Annotated in this window: 22 protein-coding genes; 12 read left to right on the top strand and 10 right to left on the bottom strand. The window is 73.1% G+C overall.

Translation table 11 applies throughout. From position 1 onward, the window contains the following. Positions 1-5 precede the first annotated feature (5 nt). The 4 genes from AC1C2W_RS18540 to AC1C2W_RS18525 are packed head-to-tail and all read right to left on the bottom strand — an operon-like array spanning position 6 to position 3,854. Positions 6-782 (bottom strand): electron transfer flavoprotein subunit beta/FixA family protein, encoded by a 777-nt coding sequence (locus tag AC1C2W_RS18540; RefSeq protein ID WP_495413959.1) that lies wholly within the window; start codon positions 780-782, stop codon positions 6-8. Further along, positions 779-1,876 (bottom strand): phosphotransferase family protein, encoded by a 1,098-nt coding sequence (locus tag AC1C2W_RS18535; RefSeq protein WP_495413958.1) that lies wholly within the window; start codon positions 1,874-1,876, stop codon positions 779-781. The genes AC1C2W_RS18540 and AC1C2W_RS18535 overlap by 4 nt, the downstream gene beginning before the upstream one ends. Beyond that, complete coding sequence (locus AC1C2W_RS18530; RefSeq protein ID WP_495413957.1) at positions 1,873-3,072, bottom strand: acyl-CoA dehydrogenase family protein; 1,200 nt, start codon at positions 3,070-3,072, stop codon at positions 1,873-1,875. The genes AC1C2W_RS18535 and AC1C2W_RS18530 overlap by 4 nt, the downstream gene beginning before the upstream one ends. Next, positions 3,069-3,854 (bottom strand): SDR family oxidoreductase, encoded by a 786-nt coding sequence (locus AC1C2W_RS18525; RefSeq protein ID WP_495391142.1) that lies wholly within the window; start codon positions 3,852-3,854, stop codon positions 3,069-3,071. Before AC1C2W_RS18525 ends, AC1C2W_RS18530 begins: the two co-directional genes overlap by 4 nt. Before the next feature lie 147 nt (positions 3,855-4,001). On the opposite strand from AC1C2W_RS18525, the gene AC1C2W_RS18520 reads away from it, so the two are divergent. Genes AC1C2W_RS18520 through AC1C2W_RS18505 form a run of 4 tightly spaced genes read left to right on the top strand, consistent with a single transcriptional unit; the run spans position 4,002 to position 9,575 of the window. Next, positions 4,002-5,162 carry an acyl-CoA dehydrogenase family protein gene (locus AC1C2W_RS18520; RefSeq protein WP_495413956.1) on the top strand — a complete coding sequence of 387 codons (1,161 nt, stop codon included), beginning with the start codon at positions 4,002-4,004 and terminating at the stop codon, positions 5,160-5,162. Positions 5,163-5,169: 7 nt separating this feature from the next. Next, complete coding sequence (locus AC1C2W_RS18515; RefSeq protein ID WP_495413955.1) at positions 5,170-6,378, top strand: acetyl-CoA C-acetyltransferase; 1,209 nt, start codon at positions 5,170-5,172, stop codon at positions 6,376-6,378. A gap of 12 nt (positions 6,379-6,390) precedes the next feature. Beyond that, positions 6,391-8,580, top strand: a complete 2,190-nt coding sequence (locus AC1C2W_RS18510; RefSeq protein ID WP_495413954.1) for a 3-hydroxyacyl-CoA dehydrogenase NAD-binding domain-containing protein — start codon at positions 6,391-6,393, stop codon at positions 8,578-8,580. An 8-nt stretch (positions 8,581-8,588) separates the two neighbouring features. Next, entirely contained in the window at positions 8,589-9,575 is a 987-nt protein-coding gene (locus AC1C2W_RS18505) for an NAD(P)H-dependent flavin oxidoreductase (RefSeq protein ID WP_495391138.1), read from the top strand. Here AC1C2W_RS18505 and AC1C2W_RS18500 read toward each other — a convergent pair. After that, on the bottom strand, positions 9,550-10,206 hold the full coding sequence (locus AC1C2W_RS18500) for a TetR/AcrR family transcriptional regulator (RefSeq protein WP_495413953.1): 657 nt from the start codon (positions 10,204-10,206) through the stop codon (positions 9,550-9,552). The genes AC1C2W_RS18505 and AC1C2W_RS18500 overlap by 26 nt on opposite strands. 109 nt (positions 10,207-10,315) lie before the next feature. On the opposite strand from AC1C2W_RS18500, the gene AC1C2W_RS18495 reads away from it, so the two are divergent. Next, a complete protein-coding gene (locus AC1C2W_RS18495) occupies positions 10,316-11,818 on the top strand; it encodes an aldehyde dehydrogenase family protein (RefSeq protein ID WP_495413952.1) in 1,503 nt (500 codons plus the stop codon). Here AC1C2W_RS18495 and AC1C2W_RS18490 read toward each other — a convergent pair. Further along, positions 11,815-13,017, bottom strand: coding sequence for a TetR/AcrR family transcriptional regulator (locus tag AC1C2W_RS18490; protein WP_495391135.1), 1,203 nt, complete (start codon positions 13,015-13,017; stop codon positions 11,815-11,817). The two genes, AC1C2W_RS18495 and AC1C2W_RS18490, sit on opposite strands and share 4 nt — an antisense overlap. A 159-nt stretch (positions 13,018-13,176) precedes the next feature. On the opposite strand from AC1C2W_RS18490, the gene AC1C2W_RS18485 reads away from it, so the two are divergent. The 6 genes from AC1C2W_RS18485 to AC1C2W_RS18460 all read left to right on the top strand — a co-directional run bounded on the left by AC1C2W_RS18485 (position 13,177) and on the right by AC1C2W_RS18460 (position 18,904). Next, the gene (locus AC1C2W_RS18485) at positions 13,177-14,754 is read left to right on the top strand and encodes a long-chain-fatty-acid--CoA ligase (RefSeq protein WP_495413951.1); all 1,578 of its coding nucleotides are present in this window, start codon (positions 13,177-13,179) and stop codon (positions 14,752-14,754) included. Between the two features lie 35 nt (positions 14,755-14,789). After that, entirely contained in the window at positions 14,790-15,137 is a 348-nt protein-coding gene (locus AC1C2W_RS18480) for a VOC family protein (RefSeq protein WP_495413950.1), read from the top strand. A gap of 324 nt (positions 15,138-15,461) precedes the next feature. Next, positions 15,462-16,376 carry an ABC transporter ATP-binding protein gene (locus AC1C2W_RS18475; protein ID WP_495413949.1) on the top strand — a complete coding sequence of 305 codons (915 nt, stop codon included), beginning with the start codon at positions 15,462-15,464 and terminating at the stop codon, positions 16,374-16,376. Beyond that, complete coding sequence (locus tag AC1C2W_RS18470) at positions 16,363-17,268, top strand: ABC transporter permease (protein WP_495413948.1); 906 nt, start codon at positions 16,363-16,365, stop codon at positions 17,266-17,268. Before AC1C2W_RS18475 ends, AC1C2W_RS18470 begins: the two co-directional genes overlap by 14 nt. Beyond that, positions 17,268-18,179 carry an ABC transporter ATP-binding protein gene (locus AC1C2W_RS18465; protein WP_495391130.1) on the top strand — a complete coding sequence of 304 codons (912 nt, stop codon included), beginning with the start codon at positions 17,268-17,270 and terminating at the stop codon, positions 18,177-18,179. Before AC1C2W_RS18470 ends, AC1C2W_RS18465 begins: the two co-directional genes overlap by 1 nt. Positions 18,180-18,190: 11 nt before the next feature. Then, the gene (locus AC1C2W_RS18460; protein WP_495413947.1) at positions 18,191-18,904 is read left to right on the top strand and encodes an ABC transporter permease; all 714 of its coding nucleotides are present in this window, start codon (positions 18,191-18,193) and stop codon (positions 18,902-18,904) included. 11 nt (positions 18,905-18,915) lie between these two features. Here AC1C2W_RS18460 and AC1C2W_RS18455 read toward each other — a convergent pair whose 3' ends face one another. The 3 genes from AC1C2W_RS18455 to glnA all read right to left on the bottom strand — a co-directional run bounded on the left by AC1C2W_RS18455 (position 18,916) and on the right by glnA (position 24,629). Further along, positions 18,916-19,869: a DUF808 domain-containing protein gene (locus AC1C2W_RS18455; RefSeq protein ID WP_495391128.1), complete on the bottom strand. Its 954-nt coding sequence runs from the start codon at positions 19,867-19,869 to the stop codon at positions 18,916-18,918. A 152-nt stretch (positions 19,870-20,021) separates the two neighbouring features. After that, positions 20,022-23,240, bottom strand: coding sequence for a bifunctional [glutamine synthetase] adenylyltransferase/[glutamine synthetase]-adenylyl-L-tyrosine phosphorylase (locus AC1C2W_RS18450; protein ID WP_495413946.1), 3,219 nt, complete (start codon positions 23,238-23,240; stop codon positions 20,022-20,024). Positions 23,241-23,291: 51 nt separating this feature from the next. Beyond that, positions 23,292-24,629, bottom strand: coding sequence for a type I glutamate--ammonia ligase (gene glnA / locus AC1C2W_RS18445; protein ID WP_495391126.1), 1,338 nt, complete (start codon positions 24,627-24,629; stop codon positions 23,292-23,294). Between the two features lie 62 nt (positions 24,630-24,691). Between glnA and panB the strand changes: the two genes are divergently transcribed. Next, on the top strand, positions 24,692-25,567 hold the full coding sequence (gene panB, locus AC1C2W_RS18440) for a 3-methyl-2-oxobutanoate hydroxymethyltransferase (protein ID WP_495413945.1): 876 nt from the start codon (positions 24,692-24,694) through the stop codon (positions 25,565-25,567). A gap of 18 nt (positions 25,568-25,585) precedes the next feature. Here panB and AC1C2W_RS18435 read toward each other — a convergent pair whose 3' ends face one another. After that, a complete protein-coding gene (locus AC1C2W_RS18435) occupies positions 25,586-26,467 on the bottom strand; it encodes an alpha/beta fold hydrolase (RefSeq protein WP_495391124.1) in 882 nt (293 codons plus the stop codon). Positions 26,468-26,495: the final 28 nt, after the last annotated feature.

Raw genomic sequence — 26,495 nt, 5'->3', positions numbered from 1 at the left:
CCCCCTCACGTCAGCCGGTTGTCGACGAGGAACTGCGCCAGCTGTTCGCCGGCGTCACCCGAGTCGACGATGGTGGTGCCGGCCGTGCGGGCCGGCCTCTCCGCGATCGCGATCATGATCGACCGCGCGGCGTCGGGGGCGTCGGGATCGACCCCCAGCTCGGACGCCGAGACCGTCTCGATCGCCTTCTTCTTGGCCGCCATGATCCCCTTGAAGCCGGCCAGCCTGGCGCCGGGCAGCGCCTCGGTGACGGACACGATCGCCGGCAGGGGCGCGCAGACCCGCAGGGTGGCGCCGTCCGACACCCGCACGCCGGCGACCTCGGACTCGGTGACGTGCACCTCGTTCAGGGCGCTCGCGCACGGCACGGCGAGCATCTCGGCCATGGCGGCGGGCACCACTCCCCCGGAGCCGTCGGTGGACGCGTCGCCGGCCACGATGAGGTCGAAGCCCACGTGCCGCGCCGCCGCGGCGAGGACCTGCGCCGTGAGCACGACGTCGGCACCGACGAGCCGCTCGTCGATCACCTGGAGCGCCGACGACGCCCCCATCGCCAGCGCCTTGCGCAGGCTGCTCTGCGCGAGCTCCGGCGCCATGGCGAGCACCACGACCTCGGTGTCGGGGTGCGCGTCGGCGTGGGCGAGGGCCACCTCGAGCGCCCGCTCGTCGACCTCGTCCAGAACGGCGTCGTCGGTCGTGCGCGCGGCCAGCCCGGTCTCGAGGGACAGCGTGCGGTCCCCGTAGGTGTCCGGGACCACCTTCATCAGGACGGCGATCTTCATCGGTCTCCTCCTTCGTGGCGGGACAGCGCCCGCGCGGCGGCCGCGGCGAGCACGGGGACCCCGTCGGCGAGCCCCGGGGCGAAGGCGTCGTCGGGCCGCTGCCCGTCGAGCCAGCGGGTGTACATCGCCTCGCAGAAGATCGCCGACTTCCACAGGGCGAGCGCCTCGTACCAGGGCAGGGCGGCGACGTCGGCGCCGGTGCGCGCGGCGTAGCGGTCGACGAGGTCGGCGCGCGACGGGAACCCCGCCTCGGCGGTGACCGGCGTGAGGTCCATCGGCGTCAGCGCCGCGCCCGGCTCGGTGTAGGTCGCGACGAGGTAGCCGAGGTCGGCGAGGGGGTCGCCGAGCGTGGCCATCTCCCAGTCCAGGAGGGCGGCCACGCGCCCGGGGGCGGCGAACATGATGTTCCCCAGGCGGTAGTCACCGTGCACGACGCCGACGCGCGACGACTCCGGCCGGGTGGCCTCGAGCCGTTCGGCGAGCGCCTCGACGAGCGGGACGGTGCGCCGGGTGTTCAGCGGCCAGAGCTGGGCGAACCGGCGGACCTGCCGGCCCAGGTACCCGGCGGGCCTCCCGAGTTCCGCCACCTCACCCTCGAGCGGGACCTGGTGCAGGTCGGCGAGGGCGTCGACGGCCGCGTGCACCAGGTCGGCGCGGGCACCCGGCCCGTCGAAGCCGCCGGGGAGCCGGCTCGTCACGACCTCGCCCTCGACGAGCTCCATGAGGTAGAACGGCGCGCCCACGACCGCGGGGTCGTCGCCGACCGCGCGCACGGCCGGGACGGGGACCCCGGCGGCGCCGAGGGCCGCGACCACGCGCGCCTCCCGGAGCATGTCGTGGGCCGAGGGCGGGAAGGGCGGACGCGGTCCGCGCCGGAGCACCACCCGCTCGCCCCCACGTTGCAGCTCGTACGTCACGTTGGCCTGGCCGTCCCCGATCCGGCGCCACGCCAGCTCTCCGGCCCGGACGCCGGCATCGTCGAGGAAGCGTTCGAGCGGCTCGAGGACCAGCAGCGGGGGCCGCGCGGGCGCGGCATCTGCCTCGAGCCGACGCACGACGTCGACGCCGTCCGGGGCGGTCGCGAGCGCGCTCATCGCCGACCCTCCGCCCGGTCCAGCACCGCTTCCCCGGCCTCGACCTCGCGGCGCCTGCGGGCGACGGCCCGGCGGGCGATCGCCCAGCGGTGCGTCTCGCTGGACCCGTCGTAAACCCGGAACGGGCGCACCTCGTCGAGGAACGCGGCCAGGGGCAGCTCCAGGGTGACCCCGTCGCCGCCGCAGAGCTGGACGGCACGATCGACCACGCGGCCCACCGCCTCGGAGCAGTGCACCTTCGCGATGGACGAGGCCTGGGCGCCGGCCCGGGCGTCCTCCTCCATCGTCCGCGCCGCCCGGTCGATGAGCGCCGCACTGCTGGCGAGGTCGATCTCGGAGTCGGCGAGCATGCCCTGGGCGATCCCCAGCTCGGCCAGCGGGGTGCCGAACAGCTCGCGGTGGCCCACCCGGTCGAGCGCGGTGTCGTGGGCGCGGCGCGCCAGGCCAAGCCACCGCATGCAGTGCGTCAGCCGCGCCGGGCCGAGGCGGACCTGGGCGTGTCGGAAGCCGTCGCCCGGGGTGCCGAGCACGTCGGCTTCGCTCACGAAGCACCCCGTGAGGTGGACGTGGGGGTGCCCGCCGGTGATCGCCCGCTCCAGCGTGCGGATGCTGTGCCCGATCTCGACCCCGGGGGCGTCCATCCGCACGAGGAACATCGTCGCGGCCTCGGCCCCGAGCTCCGACGTCCGCGCCATGACGATGGCGAAGTCGGCCTCCTCGGCCCCGGAGATGAATCGCTTCTCCCCGTCGAGGACCCACCCGCCGTCGACGCGGTGCGCGGTGGTCGTCAGCGCGGCCGGGTCCGAACCGGCGCCGGGGTGCGGCTCGGTCATGGCGAAGCACGACCGCGCCTCGCCGGCCGCGAGCGGCGCGAGGAAGCGTTCCTGCTGCCCCTCGGTCGCGATCCGCTCCAGCAGCAGCATGTTTCCCTCGTCCGGCGCCATGCAGTTCAGCACCGCCGGTCCGATGGGTGAGTACCCCGCCTCCTGGAAGACCTCGGACCACTCGCCCAGCCGCAGCCCCAGGCCGCCGAGGCGGGCCGGCACGTGCGGGGCGAAGACGCCCGCGTCACGCGCCTGCTGCTGCAGCGCGCGCCGGGTCGCGGCGTCCAGCGCGGTCCCGGCGGGCGGTTCCGCCGGGAGGACGACGTCGCGGACGAACCGCCGGGTGCGCCGGGCGACCTCGCGGGCGCTCATGCCGTGCCCCCCGCGGCCAGGAGCCCACCGTCGAGGGTGAGCACCTGGCCGGTGATCCAGCTCGCGTCGTCGGAGCAGAGGAACGCGGCGGCGGCCGCCACGTCGTCGGGCCGCCCGAGGCGCCCGAGGGGGTAGCGCGCGGCCACCTCCTCCTCGCGTCCCTCGTACAGGGCGCGGGCGAACTGCGTCCTGACCACGGCCGGGGCGAGCGCGTTCACCCGGACCCGGGGGCCGAGCTCGGCCGCCAACGTCACGGTCAGGTGGGACACCGCCGCCTTGCTGACGCCGTACCAGCCGATGCCCTGGGACGGGACGTCCCCGGTCACGGACGACATGTTCAGGACGGCGCCGCCGTCGCGGTCGCCGAGACCGGCCGCGACCGCCTCCTGCACCCAGCCCAGCGTGCCCACGACGTTGACCTCGAGGACCTTGCGGGCGGCCTCGGGATCCAGGCCGACGAGGGGACCGTAGACGGGATTGATGCCCACGTTGTTCACCAGCACGTCCACCGCGCCGAACTCGCGCACGGCCGTCTCGATCACCTCGCGCCGGTGCCCGGGGTCCTGGGCGCGGCCCGCGACGACGCGCACGGAGGCCTCCCCCAGCGACGCCGCCGCCGATTCCAGGTCGTCGGACGACCGCGCTGTCAGGACGAGCGAGGCACCCTCGGCGGCGAACCGCTGGGCGATCGCATACCCGATGCCGCGGCTCGCACCGGTGACGACCGCCACCCGGCCGGAAAGGCGCCGGTCGTCCGCCGGTCGAGAGGGCCTGTCTCCCATGCCACGCTCCCTTGCGCGATCGCTTAACCAAGATTCAATCCTCGGGCATCGCACCACGACAAGAGGCTGAGATCAAGCCCTGGCCGCTACAGTTTCTAATGTGATATAAAAAGTGGATGGTCGAGATCAAGGACGATCGGAGGCAGCATGACCGGCATCATCGGGCCGCGTGACCTGTACGAGGACGAGCACGAGCAGTTCCGCGAGATGGTGCGCGCCTTCGTCGAGCAGCACGCCCGCCCCCACGCCGACCGCTGGGAGCAGGAGGGCCGCGTCGATCGCAAGCTCTTCGTGCAGGCGGCCGAGGCGGGGATCCTCGGGTTCGGCATCCCGGAGCGCTTCGGCGGCGGTGGGTCGGACGACTTCCGCTTCAACGCGGTGATGGGCGAGGAGCTCGCGCGCCATCCCGTGTCCTCCGGGATGGCCGGCATCGCCCTGTCGAACGACATCGTCATCCCCTACTTCACGGACCTGACGAACGACGAGCAGAAGCAGCGCTGGCTGCCCGGCATCGCGGCCGGCGACTCGATCGTCGCGGTGGCGATGTCGGAGCCGGGCACCGGCAGCGACCTCGCCGGGATCCGCACGTCAGCGGTCCGGGACGGCGACGACTACGTCGTCGACGGTTCGAAGATCTTCATCTCGAACGGCCAGAACGCCGACCTCGTCGTGACGGCGGTCCGGACCGGGGAGCACCCCCACCGCGGCCTGAGCCTCCTGGTCATCCCGGCCGACTCCCCCGGCTTCTCCCGCGGTCGCCGGCTCGACAAGATCGGGCTGCACGCGCAGGACACCAGCGAGCTCGCGTTCCAGGGCGTGCGCGTGCCGGCCGCGAACCTCCTGGGCGCCGAGGGCACCGGGTTTGCCGGGCTGATGAACAACCTCCCGCAGGAGCGCATCTCGATCGCCGCGGCGGCCGTGGCCTCCAGCGAGGGGGTGCTGGAGCGCACCCTGGAGTACGTCAAGCAGCGACACGCGTTCGGGCAGCCCATCGGGTCGTTCCAGAACACCCGCTTCGAGCTGGCCGAGATGGTCACCGCGGTGCGCGCGAGCCGCGCACTGATCGACGGCTGCCTCGCCCGGCACAACGCCGGCGCACTGAGCCCCGAGGACGCCGCCGCGGCGAAGTTCTGGACGACGGAGCAGTACGTCGACGTCGTGGGCCGCTGCCTGCAGCTCCACGGCGGCTACGGCTACATGCGGGAGTACCGCATCGCACGGGACTACGAGGACGCCCGCATCACCACCATCTACGGAGGCACGACCGAGATCATGAAGGAGATCGTCGGTCGAGGCCTCGGACTGTGAGGAACCCGTGACCGAGGCACTCATCTACGACGCCGTGCGCACGCCGCGCGGCAAGAACCGTGGCGGCGCCCTCCACGGCACCAAGCCCGTCGATCTCGTCGTGGGGCTGATCCACGCGCTCGAAGAGCGCAACCCCACGATGGACCCTGGGCTCGTCGACGACATCGTGCTCGGTGTGGTCTCGCCCGTCGGCGAGCAGGGTGGGGACATCGCGCGGACGGCGGCGCTGGTTGCGGGGCTCCCAGAGACCGTTGCGGGGGTTCAGCTCAACCGGTTCTGCGCGTCGGGCCTGGAGGCGGTCAACGTCGCGGCCCAGAAGGTTGCGAGCGGGTTCGAGGACCTCGTCCTCGCCGGCGGTGTCGAGTCGATGTCCCGCGTGCCGATCGGCTCCGACGGCGGCGCGTACGTGCAGGACCCGACGACGAACTACGACCTCTACTTCGTCCCGCAGGGCATCGGCGCCGACCTCATCGCCACGCTCGACGGCCTCTCGCGCGAGGACGTCGACACCTACGCGGTCGAGTCGCAGCGCCGAGCCGACGAGGCGTGGCGCGAGGGCCGCTTCTCCCGCTCGGTCGTGCCGGTGCGCGACGTCAACGGCGTCACCGTGCTCGACCACGACGAGCACCGCAGGCCGGGCTCGACCGTCGAGAGCCTGGGCCACCTCAAGCCGGCGTTCGAGATCCCGGGCGCGGAGGCGGGCTACGACGCGGTGGCCCTGCAGAAGTACCACTGGCTCGAGGCCATCGACCACGTGCACACGGCCGCCAACTCGTCGGGCATCGTCGACGGCGCGGCGCTCGTCACGGTCGGCAGCCGGGAGACCGGCGAGCGGCTCGGCCTCGCGCCCCGGGCCCGGATCGTGTCGACCGCCGTGACGGGCTCCGAGCCGACCATCATGCTGACCGGCCCCGCACCCGCCACCCGCAAGGCGCTCGCGCGGGCCGGCCTCACGGTCGACGACATCGACCTGTTCGAGCTCAACGAGGCCTTCGCCTCGGTCGTGCTGCGGTGGGAGCGCGAGCTGGGGATCCCGCACGACAAGGTCAACGTCAACGGCGGGGCGATCGCCATGGGCCACCCGCTCGGCGCGACGGGCGCGATGATCCTCGGCTCGCTGCTCGACGAGCTGGAGCGTCGTGACCTGCGCCGCGGCCTGGCCACCCTCTGCGTCGGGGCCGGCATGGGCATCGCCACCATCATCGAGCGGTTCTAGGAAGGGAACGCCATGAGCGTGATCGAGGACAGGGCCGACGTGCACCGCGGCTACGAGTGGGACGTGGACGACGACGGCGTCGTCACCCTCACCTTGGACGACCCGGACCGCAGCGCCAACACCATGAACGCGCACTTCAGGGCAGCGCTCGAGGCGAGCGTGGAACGCCTGGAGGCCGAGCGCGACCGGATCTCCGGGGTGATCCTCGCCTCGGCGAAGAAGAGCTGGTTCGCCGGGGGCGACCTCGAGCTGCTCCGCAGCGCCGACCCGGAGCGGTCGGCCGCGGAGACCGCGGACATCGAGCACGTGAAGTCGCTCCTGCGCAGGATCGAGCAGCTGGGCAGGCCCGTGGTCGCCGCGATCGACGGCACGGCGCTGGGCGGCGGCCTCGAGGTGGCGCTGGCCACGCACCACCGCATCGTGGCCGGCGACGTCGAGGGCATCCGGCTGGGGCTCCCCGAGGTCTCGCTCGGGCTGCTGCCCGGCGGCGGCGGCGTGACCCGCACGGTGCGGATGCTCGGGCTGCAGAAGGCCCTGGCCGACGTCATCCTCCCGGCGACGCGGTTCACGCCCGAGGGCGCGCTCGCGGCCGGCCTCGTCGACGAGATGGCGCCCGCGGCCCAGATCCGCGACCGCGCCAAGGCGTGGATCGCCGCCAACCCCGCGCCGGTCAAGCCGTGGGACGCCAAGGGCTTCCGGCTGCCCGGCGGCTCCCCGACGTCGCCCTCCCTCACCACCGCGCTCGCGGCCATGCCGGCGCTGCTGCGCAAGCAGGTCAAGGGCGCGCCGACGCCCGCGCCCCGCGCCGCGATGGCGGCCGCCGTCGAGGGGGCGTACGTCGACTTCGACACCGCCTCGACGATCGAGACCCGCTACCTGGTCCAGCTCACGCACACCGCGGTCGCCAAGAACATGATCAAGGCGTTCTTCTTCGACCTGGAGGCCATCAACTCCGGCGCCAGCCGGCCCGAGGGGTTCCCGACGTTCCGCGCGGCGAAGCTCGGCGTCGTCGGCGCCGGGATGATGGGTGCCTCGATCGCCTACGTGGCGGCCCGCAGCGGCATCGACGTCGTGCTCAAGGACACCTCGAAGGAGGCAGCCGAGCAGGGCAAGGACTATGCGCGCCGGCTCGAGGAGAAGGCCCTCCGGCGCGAAAAGACCACGCCCGAGCGCAGCGCGGAGCTCCTCGAGCGGATCGTCACCACCGCCGACCCCGCCGACTTCGCGGGCGTCGACCTCGTCATCGAGGCGGTCTTCGAGTCCGCCGACCTCAAGCAGGGCGTGTTCCGGGAGATCCAGGACGTCGTCGAGCCGGACGCCGTGCTGGGCTCGAACACGTCCACGCTCCCGATCTCGCTGCTCGCCGAGGGGGTGGACCGGGTCGAGGACTTCATCGGCATCCACTTCTTCTCCCCCGTCGACAAGATGCCGCTGGTCGAGATCGTCCGGGGCGCGCGCACGAGCGACGCCGTCCTCGCGAAGGTCTTCGACTTCGTCCTGCAGATCCGCAAGACGCCGATCGTCGTGAACGACGCCCGCGGGTTCTTCACGTCCCGGGTGATCGGCAGGTTCATCGACGAGGCGGTCGCCGCCGTCGGCGAGGGCGTCGAGCCCGCGTCCGTGGAGCAGGCCGCCCTGCAGGCCGGATATCCCGCGGGGGCCCTGCAGCTCCTCGACGAGCTCACCGTGTCCCTCACCCAGAAGATCCGGACCGAGACCCGGTCCGCCGAGGAGGCGGAGGGCAAGACCTGGGTCGAGCACCCGGCCGAGGCGGTGGTCGACTGGATGGTCGACGACCAGGACCGCCCGGGCCGCAAGGCCCGCCGCGGCTTCTACGACTACGACGAGTCGGGCCGGCGGACGGGGCTCTGGCCCGGCCTGCGGGAGAGGTTCGGCTCGGGCAGCACCCAGGTCCCGCTGGTGGACCTGCAGGAGCGGATGCTCTTCGCGGAGGCGCTCGACGCCATCGCCTGCCTCGACGACGGCGTGCTCACCTCCGTCGCCGACGCCAACATCGGCTCGATCTACGGCATCGGATTCCCCGCCTGGACCGGCGGCGTCCTGCAGTACGTCAACCAGTACGACGGCGGCCTGGCGGGCTTCGTCGCGCGGGCGCACGAGCTGGCGGACACCTACGGCGAGCGGTTCCGGCCGCCGTCGTCGCTCGTGGCGCGGGCCGCCGCCGGCGAGACCTACGAGTAGGGGGACCGATGTTCGCAACACGCTTCACCGAGGCGTTCGGGATCGAGCATCCGATCGTCCAGGGCGGCATGATGTGGGTCGGCCGGGCGGAGCTGGCCGCCGCGGTCTCGGAGGCCGGCGGGCTGGGGATCATCACGGCCCTCACCCAGCCCACCCCGGGCGACCTGGTCAAGGAGATCGAGCGCGCCCGGCGCCTGACCGACAAGCCCCTCGGGGTCAATCTCACGATCCTGCCGGCGATCGACCCGCCGCCGTACGACGAGTACCGTCGCGCGATCGTCGACGCCGGCATCACCATCGTGGAGACCGCCGGCTCCAACCCCGAGCCGCACATGCAGATGTTCGGCGAGCACGGGGTGCGGGTCATCCACAAGTGCACCAGCGTCCGGCACGCGCTCAAGGCCCAGGCCGTCGGGGTGACGGCCGTGTCGATCGACGGGTTCGAGTGCGCCGGCCATCCCGGCGAGGACGACGTGCCCGGGCTGGTGCTGGTCCCGGCCGCCGCCGACCGCCTCTCGATCCCCTTCCTCGCCTGCGGCGGCTTCGCGGACGGTCGCGGCCTCGCGGCGGCCCTGGCGCTCGGCGCCGACGGCGTCACCATGGGGTCGCGGTTCATGTGCACGGCGGAGTCCCCGGTCTCGCCCGTCGTCAAGCAACGGATCGTCGAGGCCTCCGAGCGGGACACCCACCTCATCTTCCGTCCGCTGAGAAACACGGCGCGGGTCGCGAAGAACGCCGTCAGCGACGAGGTGGTCGAGATCCTCGAGCGCGGCGGCGGGTTCGACGACGTCCGCGCGCTCGTCGCCGGCGCGCGTGGTCGCACGGTGTTCGAGGACGGTGACCTCGACGCGGGGATCTGGAGCGTCGGCCTCGCGCAGGGCCTCATCCACGACGTCCCCACGGCCGGTGAGGTCGTGCGGCGCACCGTCGCCGAGGCGGAGGCGGTGCTGCGGGCGCGGCTCGGGCTGGTCAGCCCACCCCGGCTCCGTGCCTGACCATGCCCTGCGCGGTCGCCACCAGCTCGTCGAGCGACCGGGTGCGCGGGTTCCACCACTCGACCACCCAGTTCATCGCCCCCAGCAGCAGCAGCCGGAAGATGTTGATGTCGAGGTCGGCGCGCACCTCGCCCGCCTGCTGGGCGGCGACGAACAGGTCGCGCCACAGCCGGCTGTACAGCGCCTCCTCGGCGGCCGGGCGGACGCGCAGCTGCTCGGGGACGTGACCCGCGTTGCGGACCGACGCCGTGGCGTAGTCCGACACCTGCAGCTCGTAACGCAGGTGGGCGTCGACGGCCACGACGAGCCGGTCCATGGGCGTGGTGTCGGCCGGCAGCGCGTCGAGGGTCTCCTCGACGTGGAGCCGCACCCGGTGCGCGCCCTCCCACATCACCTCCTCCACGAGCTCGTCGCGTGAGGCGAAGTAGTAGTAGATCGCCGGCGCCTGCACGCCGGCCGCCGCGGCGACGTCCGCGAGCCGCGTCCCCGCGTAGCCCTTGCGCGACAGCACCTCCGCCGCCGCGTCCAGAATGCGCTGGCGTGTCTGCGCCGACTTCGATGCAGACCTCGACGCCGACCTCGATGCCGACTTCGATGCCGCTGGTGTCGCATCCGTCCCGGTCGCGTCCATCCCCGGATTCTAACCGAGATTAGAGAAATCCTTGTGCGCGGTCGCGGTGCGGCCTAGTGTGTGATCCACGATTCACTTATCTGCTCGACGAGGAGTAGGAGACCCGGCGATGACCCTTGCGGACCAGACCTCCCCGGCCGGGCAGGTGACGACGCACAGTCCCGTCGACGGCGAGGCCGTCGGCAGCTACCCGGTGGCCGGCCCCGCCCAGGTCGACGCCGCGGTCGCCCGCGCGCGATCGGGCGCGGGCTGGTGGCGCGAGCAGCCGTTCGCCGCGCGGCGCGCCCACCTGCTGCACTGGAAGTCCCGGATCGCGCTGCGCGCCGACGAGCTCGCGGCGCTCATCAGCGCGGAGACCGGCAAGCCGGCCGGCGACGCCCTGCTCGAGGTCATGCTCACCCTGAGCCACCTCGACTGGGCTGCGAAGAACGCCGAGCGCGTGCTGCGCCGCCGCCGCGTCAAGGCGGGCCTGATCAACTACAACCAGCGCGCCAGCGTGGGCTACGAGCCGTACGGCGTCGTGGGCGTGATCGGGCCGTGGAACTACCCGCTGTACACCCCGATGGGCTCGATCTCCTATGCGCTCGCCGCGGGCAACTCGGTCGTGTTCAAGCCCAGCGAGCTGACCCCCGGCCCGGCCGTCTGGCTCGCCGAGCGCTGGGAGGAGGCCGTGGGCCACGACGTGCTCGTCGCCGTGCCGGGCGACGGGGCGGCCGGAGCGGCGCTCGTCGGCTCCGACGTCGACAAGATCGCCTTCACCGGCTCGACTGCCACCGCGAAGAAGGTGATGGCTGCCGCCGCGCATCGACTCACCCCGATCGTGGCCGAGTGCGGCGGCAAGGACGCGATGCTCGTCGCGGCGGACGCCGACCTCGACGCGGCGGCCGACTTCATCGTCTTCGGCTCCATGGGCAACGCCGGCCAGACCTGCGTAGGGGTCGAACGCGTCTACGTGGTCGACTCGGTGCGCGACGCGCTCGTGTCCCGCGTCGTCGGCCTCGCGGAGCAGCTGCGCACCGAGGGCCCCGACGCGCAGTACGGGCCCATGACGCTCCCCGCCCAGGTGGACGTGGTCCGCCGGCACGTCGACGACGCCCTGCAGTCGGGGACGGCCGCGTTCGGGGGCCCGGAGAGCTTCCACGGCCGCGTGATCGGCCCGGTCGTGGTCACCGACGTCGACGAGCACTCCGAGGCGGTGCGCTCCGAGACGTTCGGCCCGCTCGTCGTCATCAACGGCGTCGCCTCCCTCGACGAGGGGGTCGAGCGCGCGAACGCGACGCCGTACGGCCTCGGCGCGGCGGTCTTCACGAAGGACGCCAAGGCGGCCGAGAGAGCGGCCGCTGCCCTGCGTGCCGGCGTCGTGACCATCAACTCCGTGCTCGGGTTCGCCGGCGTCGCGGCGCTCCCGTTCGGCGGGGTCAAGGAGTCGGGCTTCGGCCGCATCCACGGCGCGGACGGCCTCCGGGAGTTCAGCACGGTCAAGTCGGTGGCGAAGCAGACGCGCAAGCCGGCGCTGAACCTGCTGACCATGAACCGCACCGACAAGGACATGCGCCTGGTCGCCCGGCTGATCCCGATGCTGCACGGGCGGTCGAAGGCGCCGCGACGCTAGACGCCCAGGACCGTCTCGAGGACGGCCTCGATCCACTCCTTGGCGGCGGGCGCCGGGGAGCGACGGAGCGCGACGCTCAGGTCGGCGACCACGTTGAAGCCGGCGTGCACGAGGAACCGCAGCTCTCGCGGGTCGAGGTCCGGGCGAACCCGGCCGAGGAGCTCGACCCAGTCGTCGACGTGCGCCCGCTGCAGCCGGCGGAGCCGGCGCTGGTCCTCGGCGTCGAGCGCGCCGACGTCCGCCGTGTACACGTCCATCAGGTCGCGGTCCTCCACCGCGAAGCGGACGTACGCGGCCTCGAGGAGGCGGAGTGCCTCGCGCGGCTCCGGACGGCTCAACGCGTCCTCCGCCGCGGCGTCGAGCGTCGCCGCGGCGCGCTCGCACGCGGTGCGCAGGATCTCCGACTTGCCGCTGAAGTGGCGGTAGACGCCGGACGGCGTGATCCCCACCGCCGCCGCGATCTCCTCGATCGACGCCTCGTGGTAGCCGCGCAGCGCGAACGCCGCGATGCCCGCCTGGGCAAGCTGGTCCCGCCGCCGGCTCGCCACCGGCGCGGCGCTCGGCTCGCCGGGCCCGGCGGACGGGGCCGGCCCCTGCGTGCGCGACAGCACGCGTAGCGCCCCGTCGCGCAGCAGCACCCGCAGGGTCCCCGCGGCCATCGCGGTGCGGTGCGTCGTGACGCTGGCGATCACGCTCAGGGCGGCGAGCGCGACGAGGTCCAGCGTCTCGGGGTCCAGGTCCGGCCGCAGCGTGGCGGCGGGTTCCGCCAGCCGCCGCCGCAGCGCCGCGAACTGGGCACCGAGGGCGCGCCGGTCCGCGGGCCGCAGGTAGCGGCTCTCCCAGCGATAGATGTTGCCCGTGGCCCGCATCGCGATCGTCTCGCCGGCCACGGCGTCGAGGAGGGCCTGCACCTCGTCGAGCGCCGACTCCGGCGTCCGGTCCGCCCCCGCCTCGACGTCGTGCGTCGCCGCGGCGAGCTGCGCGGCGAGGCCCATGGCGATCTCGCGGAACAGCTCGTACTTGTTGTCGAAGTGCCGGTACAGCGCCGCCGCCGTGATCCCCACGGCGTCGGCGACGTCCTGCATCGCGACGCCGTGGTACCCGTGCTCCGCGAACGCGACTGCGGCGGCCGCCTCGATGGTGCGGCGGCGGTCGCGCGGACGCCGCCTGACGGGGTCCACCGTGCTCGCCTCGCTCACGCCGTTCACCCTAGTGCCGGCTCACCCTCTCGGGCTCTGGCACCACGATGTGAATCACGAGTAACATGATGCCCGGCCGTCCCCGGGCGGCCGCAGAACGGACGGGGCGAGGCGACGGTGCCCGCCCCGACAGGGCTCACGTACGAAGAGGTGCATGCCATGAGCGACTCCACGGGCACCATCCCGCCGGGGATCCGACGCAACCACTGGATGAACCAGGTCCTGATCCACGCCGCGACGACGCCGGACGCGACCGCGTTCAAGTTCGAGGACGAGGTGACCACCTGGGCCGACGCCGCGCGGCACATGGACGTCCTCGCCGCGGCGCTGCGGCGTCGGGGCGTCGGCTTCGGCGACCGAGTGCTGCTACTGACCTTCAACCACCCCCTCGTGATCGAGACCGTGTTCGCGATCAACCGCCTCGGCGCGATCGCCGTCCCCGTGAACCTGCGGCTCTCCCCCGCCGAGGTCGCCTACATCATCGACGACGCGGACGCGGACGTCATCGTCGTCGACCAGCCGCTGGCGCCGCTCGTCGCCGCGGCGGGCCAGCTCACCGACCGCCTCGAGCGCGTCGTCGTGGTGGGCGAGGCCGCGGACGGGCAGGAGAGCATCGCTGACCTGCTGGCCGAGGCGCCGGACGGCTTCGTCGCCCCGGACGTCCCCGAGGACACGACCTGCCTGATCATGTACACCTCGGGCACCACCGGGAGGCCCAAGGGCGCGATGCTCGACCACGTCAACATGGCGGCGCAGTCCCTCACCGTCATCCGCGTCAACGAGATCTTCGACGAGTCGGACGTCGCCTTCCTCACCGCCCCCCTGTTCCACATCGCGGGACTGGGCTCGATCGCCTCGAACTTCGTGGTGGGCATCCCGACCGTCATCCACCCGCTCGGCGCCTTCGACCCTCGGGCGCTCGTCGACGCGTGGGAGCGGGAGAAGGCCACCATCGTCTTCAATGTGCCGCAGCAGTGGCAGGCGATCTGCGCCGTACCGGGGATCCGCGAGCGCGACCTGCGCCTGCGGGTCATCAGCTGGGGGGCGGCGCCGGCGTCGGACACGCTGCTGCGCACGATGACCGAGACCTTCCCCGACGCCCTCAACGTCGCCGTGTTCGGCCAGACCGAGCTCTCTCCCATCACCTGCGCGCTGCGTGGCGGCGACGCGCTGCGCAAGCTGGGGTCGGTCGGGCGCCCGGTCCCCACGCTCGAGACCCGGATCGTCGACGCCGCGCTCCGCGACGTCGCGCCGGGGACGGTCGGCGAGATCGTCTACCGGGGGCCGAGCCTGATGCACGGCTACTGGCGCAAGCCCGCCGAGACGGCGGCGGCGTTCGACGGCGGCTGGTTCCACTCGGGCGACCTCGTGCGCCAGGACGAGGACGGCTTCGTCTGGGTCGTCGACCGGCTCAAGGACATGATCATCTCGGGCGGGGAGAACGTGTACTGCGCCGAGGTCGAGAACGCCCTCTTCGCCCACCCCAAGATCCTCGGTGCGGCCGTCTACGGCCGGCCCGACGAGCGCTGGGGCGAGGTGCCCGTCGCGGCGGTGGTCCTGCACCCGGGCGAGTCCCTCGAGCTCGAGGAGCTGCAGGGCTGGCTCGGCGACACCCTCGCCCGCTACAAGCAGCCCAAGGCGATCCGCGTCGTCGAGGAGATCCCGACGAACGCGTCCGGCAAGGTCAACAAGGTGGCGCTGCGCGAGGGCGATCGCGCGGTCGCCGTCGCCCCGTAGCCGGACGACCGCGGGTTCACCCAGTCCACCAACCGATGAGCTGCGCCCGCGAACTCCGTCGGCACGAGATGAGCACCTTCGATCTCACTGTCGCCCTGCCCACCGAGAGCCGTCAGCGCGCGTATGCCTTCGTGCGGGCTGGGGCTCGAGACCCCGGGGCAACCTCAGGGCGGACCACCGCCGCCCCGGGCGCCGCCGAGTGCCTCCTCGGCATCGCGGTCGGCTCGACCGAGGCAATGGACGACCTGGTTCGCGCTGCGACGAGAGGGGGCGCGACGATCACGAGCCCCCCAACGCAGCGCGCATGGGGCTACACCGGCACGTTCACCGACCCCGACGGCCACCTGTGGGTGGTCCTACATCCGGCCAGCGAGACCGAGTGAGTTAACGGCATCGACGCTCCGATGCCGCTGATGTGGTGGCCGAGGCGTACCTGATCGCGTGGCGACGGGTGAACGAGATACCGCTCGGAGAGGACGCCCGCCCGTGCCTCTTCGGCGTCGTACGACGGGTGCTGAGCAACCACCGACGAGGCCCCTGCTCGCCCTGGTGGCACGAACGGACGGAGCCGCGCGAGCCACACGCCCCCGGCGAGGGCGCCGAGGTTGCATCCCAGGACCCATGTCGTCCGGGGTTCACCCTGAGTTCCCCCTGAACTGTTGCTCCACGGGTTCCCGACGACCTGTCACGGGCATACGGTCGGTGCCGTGCCAGTCATCACGACACAGCAGCTCACGAAGCGCTATCCCCGCGTCACCGCGCTCGACGACCTCACGCTCGAGATCGGCGACGGTGTCACCGGCCTGGTGGGCGCCAACGGCGCGGGCAAGTCCACGCTGATCAAGATCCTGCTGGGGCTCTCCGACGCGACGTCGGGCAGCGCCCGGGTCCTCGGTCACGACATCCGCGACGACGGCGCAGCGCTGCGCAGCCGGGTCGGGTACATGCCCGAGCACGACTGCCTGCCCGCCGACGTGTCGGCCACCGAGCTGGTGGTCCATCTCGCCCGGATGTCCGGCCTGCCGACCGACGCGGCCCGCGAGCGCGCGGCCGACACCCTGCGGCACGTCGGGCTCTACGAGGAGCGCTACCGGCCGATCGGGGGCTACTCCACGGGCATGAAGCAGCGCGTCAAGCTCGCACAGGCGCTCGTGCACGACCCGGACGTCGTCTTCCTCGACGAGCCCACCAACGGCCTCGACCCGGCGGGCCGCGACGAGATGCTCGGCCTGGTCCGGCGCATCTACGACGACTTCGGGATCTCGGTCCTCGTCACCTCGCACCTGCTCGGCGAGCTGGAGCGCATCTGCGACCACGTCGTGATCGTCGACGGCGGCGTGCTCCTGCGGTCGTCGACGGTCGCCGACTTCACCCGGGCGAGCGCCCAGCTCGCCGTCGAGGTCGCCGGCGACCCCGACGTCGCCGCATCCGCCCTCGCGGCGGCCGGGTTGCAGGTCGGCCGGGACGGGCCGCGGCTCGTCGTCGAGTTGCGCGGCGAGGAGACGTACGACCTGGTCCGCGACGTCGTCGTCGATCACGGCCTCGGCCTGGTCCGGCTGGAGCCGCGCCGCCACCACATCTCGGAGGTCTTCGACGGGGAGGCGACCCATGTCGCAGTCTGAGGCGACGCCCGCGGGCGTCATCCACAACATCGGGTACCGCGATTACGACGGCGAGCGGCTCAGCCGGCGCGGGATCGCCTACGCGCTGTACACGCACACCCTGCGGGGCGTCTTCGGGCTGGGTCGCGCGCCCCGGTCCAAGGTCGTGCCGTTCGCGATGGTCACCGTGATGCTCCTCCCGGCGATCGTGCTGGCTGTGGTCTCGGTGGTCATGGCCGGGCAGGGGCTGATCTCCGAACCGGTGCTGCCGTACACGCGGTACGCGATGGTCACGCAGGCGGCGGTCGCGATCTTCGTCGCCGTCGCCGCACCCCAGGCGGTCTCGCTCGACCTGCGGTTCCACACGCTGCCGCTGTACCTCTCCCGGCCGCTCGAGCGGGTCGATTACGTGCGGGCCAAGCTCGCGGGCCTGTCTACTGCGGTGTTCCTGCTGATCACGGCGCCGCTCCTGGTCATGTACCTGGGTGCGCTGGCGGCGGGGTTCGACGCCGGCACGCAGACCGTCGAGGTCCTGCAGGCGCTGGCCGGGGCCGTCCTGTTCGCGGTGGTGCTGTCGGGTATCGGCCTGGTGATCGCGTCCCTGACGGCCCGCCGCGGGTTCGGCGTCGCGGCCATCATGACCGTCCTGGCGCTGAGCTACGCCATCGTCACCAGCATGCAGGGCCTGGTCGGCTTCGAGGCCGGGGACATGACCACCGCCGGCTGGATCGGCCTGTTCTCGCCGATGACCCTCGTGGACGGTGTGCAGGTCTGGGCGTTCGGCGTCGAGACGTCGTCGCCTGCCGGCCCGCCGAGCGACGCCGCCGGCCTCGCGTTCCTCCTCGTCACCCTGGGGGTCGTCGCGCTGGCCTACGGGGCCCTGTCCGCGCGCTACCGGAGGGTACGGCTCTGATGGCCACGCTGAAGATCGACGCCTGCTCGCGCTGGTTCGGCAACGTCGTGGCGGTCAACGACGTCACGATGACGATCGGCCCGGGCATCACCGGGCTGCTCGGGCCGAACGGCGCCGGGAAGTCCACGCTGATCCACATGCTCGCGGGCTTCCTCCCGCCGTCCACCGGGACGGTGACCCTCGACGACGCGGCGATCTGGAAGAACCCGGACGTCTACCGTGCCATCGGCGTCGTCCCCGAGCGCGAGGCCACCTACGACTACCTCACCGGCCGACAGCTGGCCGTGGCCAGCGCCGAGCTCCACGGCCTGCCCGACCCGGGCGCCGCCGCCGCTCGCGCGCTCGCCGCCGTCGAGATGCAAGGCGCGCAGGATCGCAAGGTCGGCGAATACTCCAAGGGGATGAAGCAGCGGATCAAGATGGCGTCCGCCCTCGTGCACGACCCGTCGGTGCTGCTGCTCGACGAGCCGTTCAACGGCATGGACCCGCGCCAGCGCCTGCATCTGATCCAGCTGCTGCGCACGATGGGCGACGAGGGGCGCACCGTGCTGTTCAGTTCCCACATCTTGGAGGAGGTCGAGCAGCTCGCCCACCAGATCGAGGTCGTCGTCGCCGGGCGCTACGCCGCCTCCGGCGACTACCGCGAGATCCGTCGACTGATGACCGACCGACCGCACCAGTACACGATCGCCTCGAGCGACAACCGGGCGCTCGCCTCGGCACTCATCGCGGACGGCTCGACGGCGGGCGTCGGCCTCGAGCGTGACGTCCTGCGGGTACAGGCCGCCGAGTTCCTGCGGTTCGCCGACCTCCTGCCCCGCGTCGCGCGCGACGCCGGCGTGCGGCTGTTCCAGGTGACGCCCGCCGACGAATCCCTGGAGAGCGTGTTCTCCTACCTGGTCGAGAGCTGAGGAGCGCCGACGTGAACAGCACGATCGTCCGTCTGACCGCCCGCGCGATGCTCGGCGGGAGGCGCGTGTGGCTGCTCGCCGCCCTGGCGCTGCTGCTCGTGGGCATCGCGGTCCTCACCCGCGCGCTCGTCCCGGTCTCCGACGCGGACGCCGCCGCCCTCCTGCAAGGGGTGTCGTTCGCGACGTTCCTGCCGCTGTTCGGGCTGATCGTCGGGACGGGGGCGATCGCGCCCGAGATCGACGACGGGTCGATCGTCCACCTGCTGTCGAAACCGGTCTCGCGGCACACCATCGTGCAGAGCAAGCTCGCGGTGGCCGTCGGCGCGACGGTCGTCTTCGCGGTCGTCCCGACCATGCTGGCGGCAGCCGTCCTCGGTGGCGGCGTCAGCACCGTGCTCGCGTTCGGGGCGGGCGCCCTGGCGGCCGGCGCTGTCTACAGCGTGGCCTTCCTGCTGCTGTCGATCCTGACGCGGCACGCGGTGATCATCGGGCTCCTCTACGCGCTGATGTGGGAGAGCCTTGTGGGCAGCTTCGTGCCGGGCGCCCGCAACCTCAGCGTGCAGCAGTGGGCCCTGTCGGTGACCGAGTCCATCGCACCGCCCGGCCTGGTCACCGCGAACGTCGGCCTCGGGCTCGCGTACGCCCTGATCGTCGGCGTGTTCGTCGCGGCGACCTGGTACGCCGGAAACCGCCTGCGCGTGCTCACTCTCGCGTCAGAGGACTGACCGGACGGCGCTCAGTGCGCCGCGGCGGCCTCGTCGTGCTTCTTGCCGAAGGGCAGCAGGTGAACCACCGCGAGGACCACGGCACCGACGACGACCCCCACCAGGGCGGAGCACAGCGTGTTGACCAGCCACGCGAGGAACCCGCCGATCGCGGGCGCGGCGTGTGCCACGGCCTCCTCGAGGTGGTGCACGATGTCGTAGAGGCCGTGCCAGCCGAGCTCGTCGGCACCGGTCAGCAGGATGTGCCCGCCGACCCACAGCATCGCGACGGTGCCGACCACGGAGACCACCGCGAGCACCTTCGGCATGCCCGCGACGAGTCCACGGCCGATGCGTTGGCTGGCCGTCGAGGCCCGGCCCGCGAGCGCCAGGCCGACGTCGTCCATCTTCACGATGAGGGCCACCACGCCGTAGACGATGACGGTGATGACCAGCGCCACGACGAGCAGGATCACGAGCCGCGCGAAGAACGGCTCGTCGGCGACCTCGTTGAGCGAGATGACCATGATCTCGGCCGAGAGGATGAGGTCGGTGCGCACCGCGCCGGCGATGAGCGTCTTCTCCGCCTCGGGCCCGACGGCGGCCGCGGGCTTGTCGTGGCCCTCGTTCCCCCTCAGGCGGCCCCAGATCTTCTCCGCGCCCTCGAACGCGAGGTAGGTGCCGCCGAGCATGAGGATCGGCGTGAGCAGCCACGGCGCCCACTGGCTGAGGATCATGGCCACCGGAAGGATGATCAGCACCTTGTTCCGGATGGAGCCCCAGGCGATCTTCTTGACGATCGGGATCTCGCGGTCGGCCGCGACGCCGTGCACGTACTGCGGGGTCACCGCCGTGTCGTCGACCACCACGCCCGCCGCCTTCGCCGTCGCCCGCCCGGCCGCGGCACCGACGTCGTCCAGCGAGGCCGCAGCGAGCTTCGCGATGGCCGCGACGTCGTCGAGCAGGCCCAGCAGCCCGGCGCTCAAGCGACCGCTCCCGCCGGGAGAGGGCGGGCGGGCGAGGCGCCCGCGGGCGGCGTCGGAGGCTTGCGCATGGACATATCGTGCCGCACCCGCCGGGTGCGAACTACCTCGGCACGTTTCGCACTACCTCGACAGGACTGGAACTACCTCGGCCGTCAGTCCTCGCCGTAGAAGACGCGCTCCATCACGGCGCGGGCCCGGCGGGCGGTGCGCAGGTACAGCTCCTCGAGCTCTCCCCCGGTGCCGACGTCACCGAGCAGCCCGGCGACGCCGGCCAGGTCGTGGGAGTCGTGCGGCAGCTGGTCCACCTGCGCCCCCGTGGTGCGCCCTGACCAGAGCACGACGGCGGAGCGAAGGCGGGACGCGAGCACCCAGGCGTCGCGCAGCTGGGTCGCGTCGTCCGGGTCCAGCAGCCCCGCCGCGACCGCCCCGTCGAGCACCGCGACGGTGCCCGTGGTGCGCAGCGTCTCGACGTCGGCCGCGTGCTGCAGCTGCAGCAGCTGCGCCGTCCACTCGACGTCGGAGAGCCCGCCGCGGCCGAGCTTGAGGTGGCGCGCCGGGTCGGCGCCGCGCGGGAGCCGTTCGGCCTCGACGCGCGCCTTGATGTGCCGCACCTCACGGAGCCGTGCGTCGTCGAGGCCACCCGGCGGGTAGCGCAGCGGGTCGACGAGGGTCACGAACCGGGTGCCCAGAGCGTCCGGCCCGCCGACATCGCCGGCCACCGGGCGGGCGCGCAGCAGCGCCTGCGACTCCCAGACGCTGGACCAGCGGCCGTAGTACTCGGCGTAGGAGTCCAGCGTGCGCACCAGTGGGCCCTGCCGCCCCTCCGGGCGCAGATCGGCGTCGACGGGGAGCGCGGGCTCCGGCCCGACCTCGGACAGCAGCGCGCGCAGCCGCGTCGCGACGCGCGTCGCGAAGTCCTGGGCGGCCTTCGGCTCCGCGCCCGGGCGCGGCTCGTGCACGAACATGACGTCCGCGTCCGAGCCATAACCCATCTCGCGGCCGCCGAGCCGCCCCATCGCGACCACGAGCATGCGCGTCGGGTCGTCCTCGGGCGAGGCCCCCAGGCCGAGCTCGGTCCGTGCGGCGTGCTCGGCGACGCGCAACCCCCCGACGAGGACGACGTCGGCCGCGTCCGAGATCGCGGCCGCCGCGCCCACGGGTTCCAGCAGCCCGAGCACCTCCGCCGCGCCGGTGCGGGCGAGCTCCCGGCGGCGCAGCGCCCGGAGGCGGCCCGCCGCGGCCTTCGGCTCGTCCGCCCGCGTGAGGATCGCGTCCGCCTCCGCGGCGAGCCGCCCGGGCCCGCGCGGCTCGAGCCCCGACGTGTCGGCCAGCCAGCGCACCGACTCGGGCGACCGTGCCAGCGCGTCGGCCAGGTAGGTGGACGACGACAGCAGCTGCGACAGGTGATAGGCCGCGTTCTCGGAGTCGCGCAGCAGGCGCAGGTACCAAGGCGTGGTGCCGAGCGCCTCGGACAGCTTGCGGAACGCGAGGAGCCCGGCGTCGGGGTCGGCGCCCTCCGCGAACCAGCCCAGCAACACGGGCAGCAGCTGTCGCTGCAGGGCGGCCCGGCGCGACGTGCCGCTGGTGAGCGCCGCGACGTGCCGCAGCGCGCCGTCCGGGTCGCGGTAGCCGGCGGCGGCGAACCGCTCGCCCGCCACGTCGGGGGACAGCGACAGCTCCGCGTCCGAGAGCTGGGCGGACGCCGGCAGCAGGGGGCGGTAGAACACCTCCTCGTGCAGCGCGCGCACCTCGCGGCGCGTGGCGCGCCACCGCTCGAGCAGCCCGGCCGCCCCCTCGGCGCGCATCCCCAGCGACCGCGCGAGGCGGCGCAGGTCCTCCTCCGCGGTCGGCAGCAGGTGGGTGCGCCGCAGCCGGTACAGCTGCACCCGGTGCTCCAGCGACCGCAGGAACCGGTAGCAGACCGCCAGCCGCGCGGCATGCTCGCGCCCCACGTAGCCGCCGGCCGCGAGCGCCGCGAGCGCCGCGAGCGTGTGCGGCGACCGGATCTGCGGGTCGGCCCGCCCGTGCACCAGCTGGAGCAGCTGCACGGTGAACTCGACGTCCCGCAGGCCGCCCTTGCCCAGCTTGATCTGCCGGTCCGCCTCGGCCGCGGGCACGTGGTCCTCGACCCGGCGGCGCATCGCCCGGGAGTCCTCGACGAAGTGCTCCCGGTGCACGGCGGACCAGATGAACGGCTCCACGGTCTGGCGGTAGGCGCGCCCCAGCTCCGCGTCCCCGGCGACGGGCCGCGCCTTGAGCAGCGCCTGGTACTCCCAGGTCTCGGCCCAGCGCTCGTAGTAGGCCTGGTGGCTCGCGAGCGTGCGCACCAGCGGCCCCTGCGCGCCCTCCGGCCGCAGGGCGGCGTCCACCGGCCAGAGGGGCGGCTCGGCGGAGGTGCTCGAGCACACCCGCTGCAGCCCGGCGGCGAGCCGGGCTCCGGTGGCGAGCGCCGTCTCCTCGTCCAGAAGGGTGCCGTCGGGCAGCTCCCCAGGCTCGCACACGTACACGACGTCGACGTCGGAGACGTAGTTGAGCTCCCGTCCGCCCGTCTTGCCCATCCCGATCACCGCGAGCCGCACGCCGCGGCCGTGGTCGTCCAGCGCGGCGCGCGCCACGGCGAGCGCCGCCTCGACGGCGGCGGACGCGAGGTCGGCCAGCGCCGCCCCGACGGCGGGCATCCGGGTCAGGGGGTCGCCGGCGGTCAGGTCGTCTGCCGCGAGGGCGAGCAGGTGGGTGCGATAGGTACGGCGCAGCGCGTCCGTCGTCGTGCCGGCGTCGGGGTCCGGCCAGCCGGTCCCCGGCTCGGCGTCCGGGGGCGCCGCCACGGGGACGGCCTCGTCGGGGTCGGCGCCGACCGCCCGCAGCAGCGCCGCCCGCACCTCGTCGGGGCCAGGCGTCGCGTCGGGGCCGGGGGTCGCGCCGGGGCCGGGGGTCGCGCCGGGCTCGTCGTCGCTGTCGGAGTCGCCGCCGGAGGCCTTGTCGGAGGCTTGATCGGGGGCGTCCTCGGCCAGCACGTCGAGCAGCTCGGGACGGCGCACGATCTCGTCCCCGAGCGCGGACGACGCCCCGAGCACCGCGAGCAGGCGGGTGCGGGTGCGGATCTGCGCGTCGCCCCCGTCGAACAGCTCGACCAGCCGCCCCCGCGCACCAGGCACCTCGGCCAGGCGCACCAGCTGCAGCAGCGCGAGGTCCGGGTCCGCGCACGCACCCAGCGCGGCGAGCGCCGCGTCCTCGTGCTCCGGGGTGGCGAGGGCCTCCTGCAGGCCCGCGTCGGCCCACAGCCCGGCCGACCGCGTGAGGTCGGCGAACCCGGCGTGCAGCAGCCGGCGCGTCAGGGTGGCGCGCCTGCCGGCCCCCGACGTCGTGCTCACGCCAGCGACCCTAGCGGCACCTCGTCACCCTCAGCATGTCGCCCCGGGCCGTCACAGGAACTGCAGGAACCGGTGCAGCTCGTACGGCGTGACCTGCGCCCGGTAGGCGTCCCACTCCTGCCGCTTGTTCCGCAGCACGAAGTCGTACACGTGCTCGCCGAGGGTCTCCGCGACCAGCTCGGACCCCTCCATGAGCTCGATCGCCTCGTCGAGGGACTGCGGCAGCGGCGCGATGCCGAGGGCCCGGCGCTCGCGGTCGGTGAGCTCCCACACGTCGTCGCCCGACGCGTCGGGCAGCTCGTAGCCGTCCTCGATCCCCTTGAGGCCGGCGGCGAGGAGCACGGCGAACGCCAGGTACGGGTTGGCCGCGGAGTCGACCGCCCGGTACTCCACCCGCGCGGAGTTGCCCTTGCCCGGCTTGTACATCGGGACGCGCACGAGGGCGGAGCGGTTGTTGTGGCCCCACGAGATGTAGCTCGGCGCCTCCGCGCCGCCCCACAGCCGCTTGTAAGAGTTGACGTACTGGTTGGTGACGGCCGTGATCTCGGCGGCGTGCACCAGCAGCCCGGCGATGAACTGCCGCGCCGTCTTGGACAGCTCGAACTGCGCGCCCGGCTCGTGGAAGGCGTTGTGGTCGTCCTCGAACAGCGACAGGTGGGTGTGCATGCCGGAGCCCGGGTGGTCGGCCATCGGCTTGGGCATGAACGACGCGAAGACGCCCTGCTCCAGCGCCACCTCCTTGACCACCGTGCGGAAGGTCATGAGGTTGTCGGCGGTGGTGAGCGCGTCCGCGTAGCGCAGGTCGATCTCGTTCTGGCCGGGGCCGGCCTCGTGGTGGGAGAACTCCACCGAGATTCCCATCGACTCGAGCATCGTGATGGCCGCCCGGCGGAAGTCGTGCGTGCTGCCGCGCGCCAGGTGGTCGAAGTACCCGCCGTTGTCGACCGGGACGAGCGGCTCGTCCGGCGAGGCGATCTGGTTGAAGAGGTAGAACTCCACCTCGGGGTGCGTGTAGAAGGTGAAGCCGCGGTCGCTCGCCTTCGCGAGGGTCCGCTTCAGCACGTTGCGCGAGTCGGCCAGCGACGGTTCGCCCTCGGGCGTGAGGATGTCGCAGAACATCCGCCCCGTGCCGTGCCGCTCCCCGCGCCAGGGAAGCACCTGGAACGTCGTCGGATCCGGCTTGGCGATCATGTCCGCCTCGTAGACCCGCGTCAGCCCCTCGATGGAGCTGCCGTCGAACCCGATGCCCTCCGTGAACGCCTGCTCGAGCTCGGCCGGGGCGACCGCCACCGACTTCAGCACGCCGAGCACGTCGGTGAACCAGAGTCGGATGAAGCGGATGTCGCGCTCCTCGACCGTGCGGAGCACGAACTCCTGCTGCCTGTCCATGGACCCCATCCTGCACGAGAAGTGTTACTGGCGGATGTCGTGACTGGCATACGCTAGCGGCCATGGCGACACCAGGCCACGACGCCCCCACCGGCTCCACCGCAGAAGCCCCCTCGCCCGCTGCTGACCTGACACGCCGCCGCCGGGTCCGGGTCCATCATCTGGCCGAGGCGAAGGAGCGCGGCGAGCGGCTGACCATGCTCACGGCGTACGACGCCGTCACCGCGCGCCTCTTCGACGCCGCGGGCCTCGACCTGCTACTCGTGGGCGACTCGATCGCCAACACCATGCACGGGCACGCGACGACGCTGCCCGTCACGGTGGACGACATGATCCCCGCCGCCCGTGCCGTCGCGGGCGCGGCGGAGCACGCGCTCGTCGTCGTCGACCTGCCGTTCGGCTCGTACGAGGCAGGCCCGGAGCAGGCCCTCGCGACTGCGGTGCGGTTCATGAAGGAGACGACCGCCGCGGCGGTCAAGCTGGAGGGCGGACGCCGGTCGGCCGCCCAGATCCGGGCCCTCACCGACGCCGGCATCCCCGTGGTCGGCCACCTCGGCTACACGCCCCAGTCGGAGAACATCCTGGGCGGGCCCCGCGTGCAGGGGCGCGGCGACGAGGCGGCCGAGGTGCTGTGCGCGGACGCGCTCGTGGTGCAGGAGGCCGGCGCGGTCGCCGTCGTGCTCGAGATGGTGCCGGTGGACGTCGCGGCACGCGCCACCGAGATCCTGCACATCCCGACGATCGGGATCGGCGCCGGGCCCAGCGTGGACGGCCAGGTGCTCGTGTGGACCGACATGGCCGGGATGACCGACTGGTCGCCGCGGTTCGCCCGCCGGTTCGCCGAGGTCGGCAACCTGCTGCGCCAGGCGGCGCAGGACTACGCCGACGAGGTCCGCGCCGGCACGTTCCCGGACGCCGCGCACTCCTTCGAGCAGTAGGTGGGCTGACCGGTACGGCTACCGCCTGCCTCCGGCGTGCGGGTCCCCGAGCATGCCCTGGAGACCGAGCATCGCTGCCGCGACCCGACCGGCATCCGCGTCCGGGATCGCCGTCGATGCGCGCTCGAGGACGAGCAGTCGTGCCCCCGGGATCTCGCGTGCAAGAGCCTCCCCGTTGCCGACCGGGAAGAACGGGTCGTGCCGACCGTGCACCACCAGTGTCGGCACCGCGACCTCGGTCAGGCGTGCACGCCAGCGCGGCTCGCACTCGAGTCTTGAGAAGACCGCTCCCAGCTGGTTGGCCATCTGCACGGAGGGCGCCGTGCCCGGTGTGCGGTCCCAGGTGCGCCCGGCGACCACGCGCGCAACGGCTGGGTCGTCCCCGAGGATCTCGGCGCTTTCGGCCGCGTGCTCCGCCACCGCGTCGCGGTCGGACCAGTCGGGCGTGGGGAGCGAGAACAGCCGGTCCATGGTCGCCGCGTCGTGGTCCGGCAGGTCGTCATCGACCGGGCCTGGCGCGACAGGCCGCGTCCCTGCAAGGGTCAGCGCCGCGAACGACTCCGGGTGCTCGACGGCGGCGACCTGGGCGACCATGCCGCCGACACCGATGCCCGCCAGGTGTGCCGGCCGGTCGTCGAGCTCCCGGGCGAGAGCCGCCGCGTCGGCGGCAAGATCGCGCAGCGTGTACGCCGGCACCTCGGGGTCGCCGGTGGTCGACGCACCCGAGTCGCGCAGGTCGTACCGCACCACGTGACACCCGCCGCGTGCGAGGGACTCGCAGAGCGTGTCGGGCCAGGAGAGCATCGTCGTACCGCCCGCGCAAAGGAGCAGCGGCCCCGCCGGGTCACCAAAGTGCTCGACGCCGAGCGTGACACCGTTCGCTTCGACGGTCCCTGTCATGGTCACCCTCCGTGGTGACGCCCCCTGA

This window comes from Isoptericola sp. Y581 (assembly GCF_059445475.1).
The sequence above is the reverse complement of the archived record's forward strand: the minus strand, read 5'-3'. Positions and strand labels throughout refer to the sequence as shown.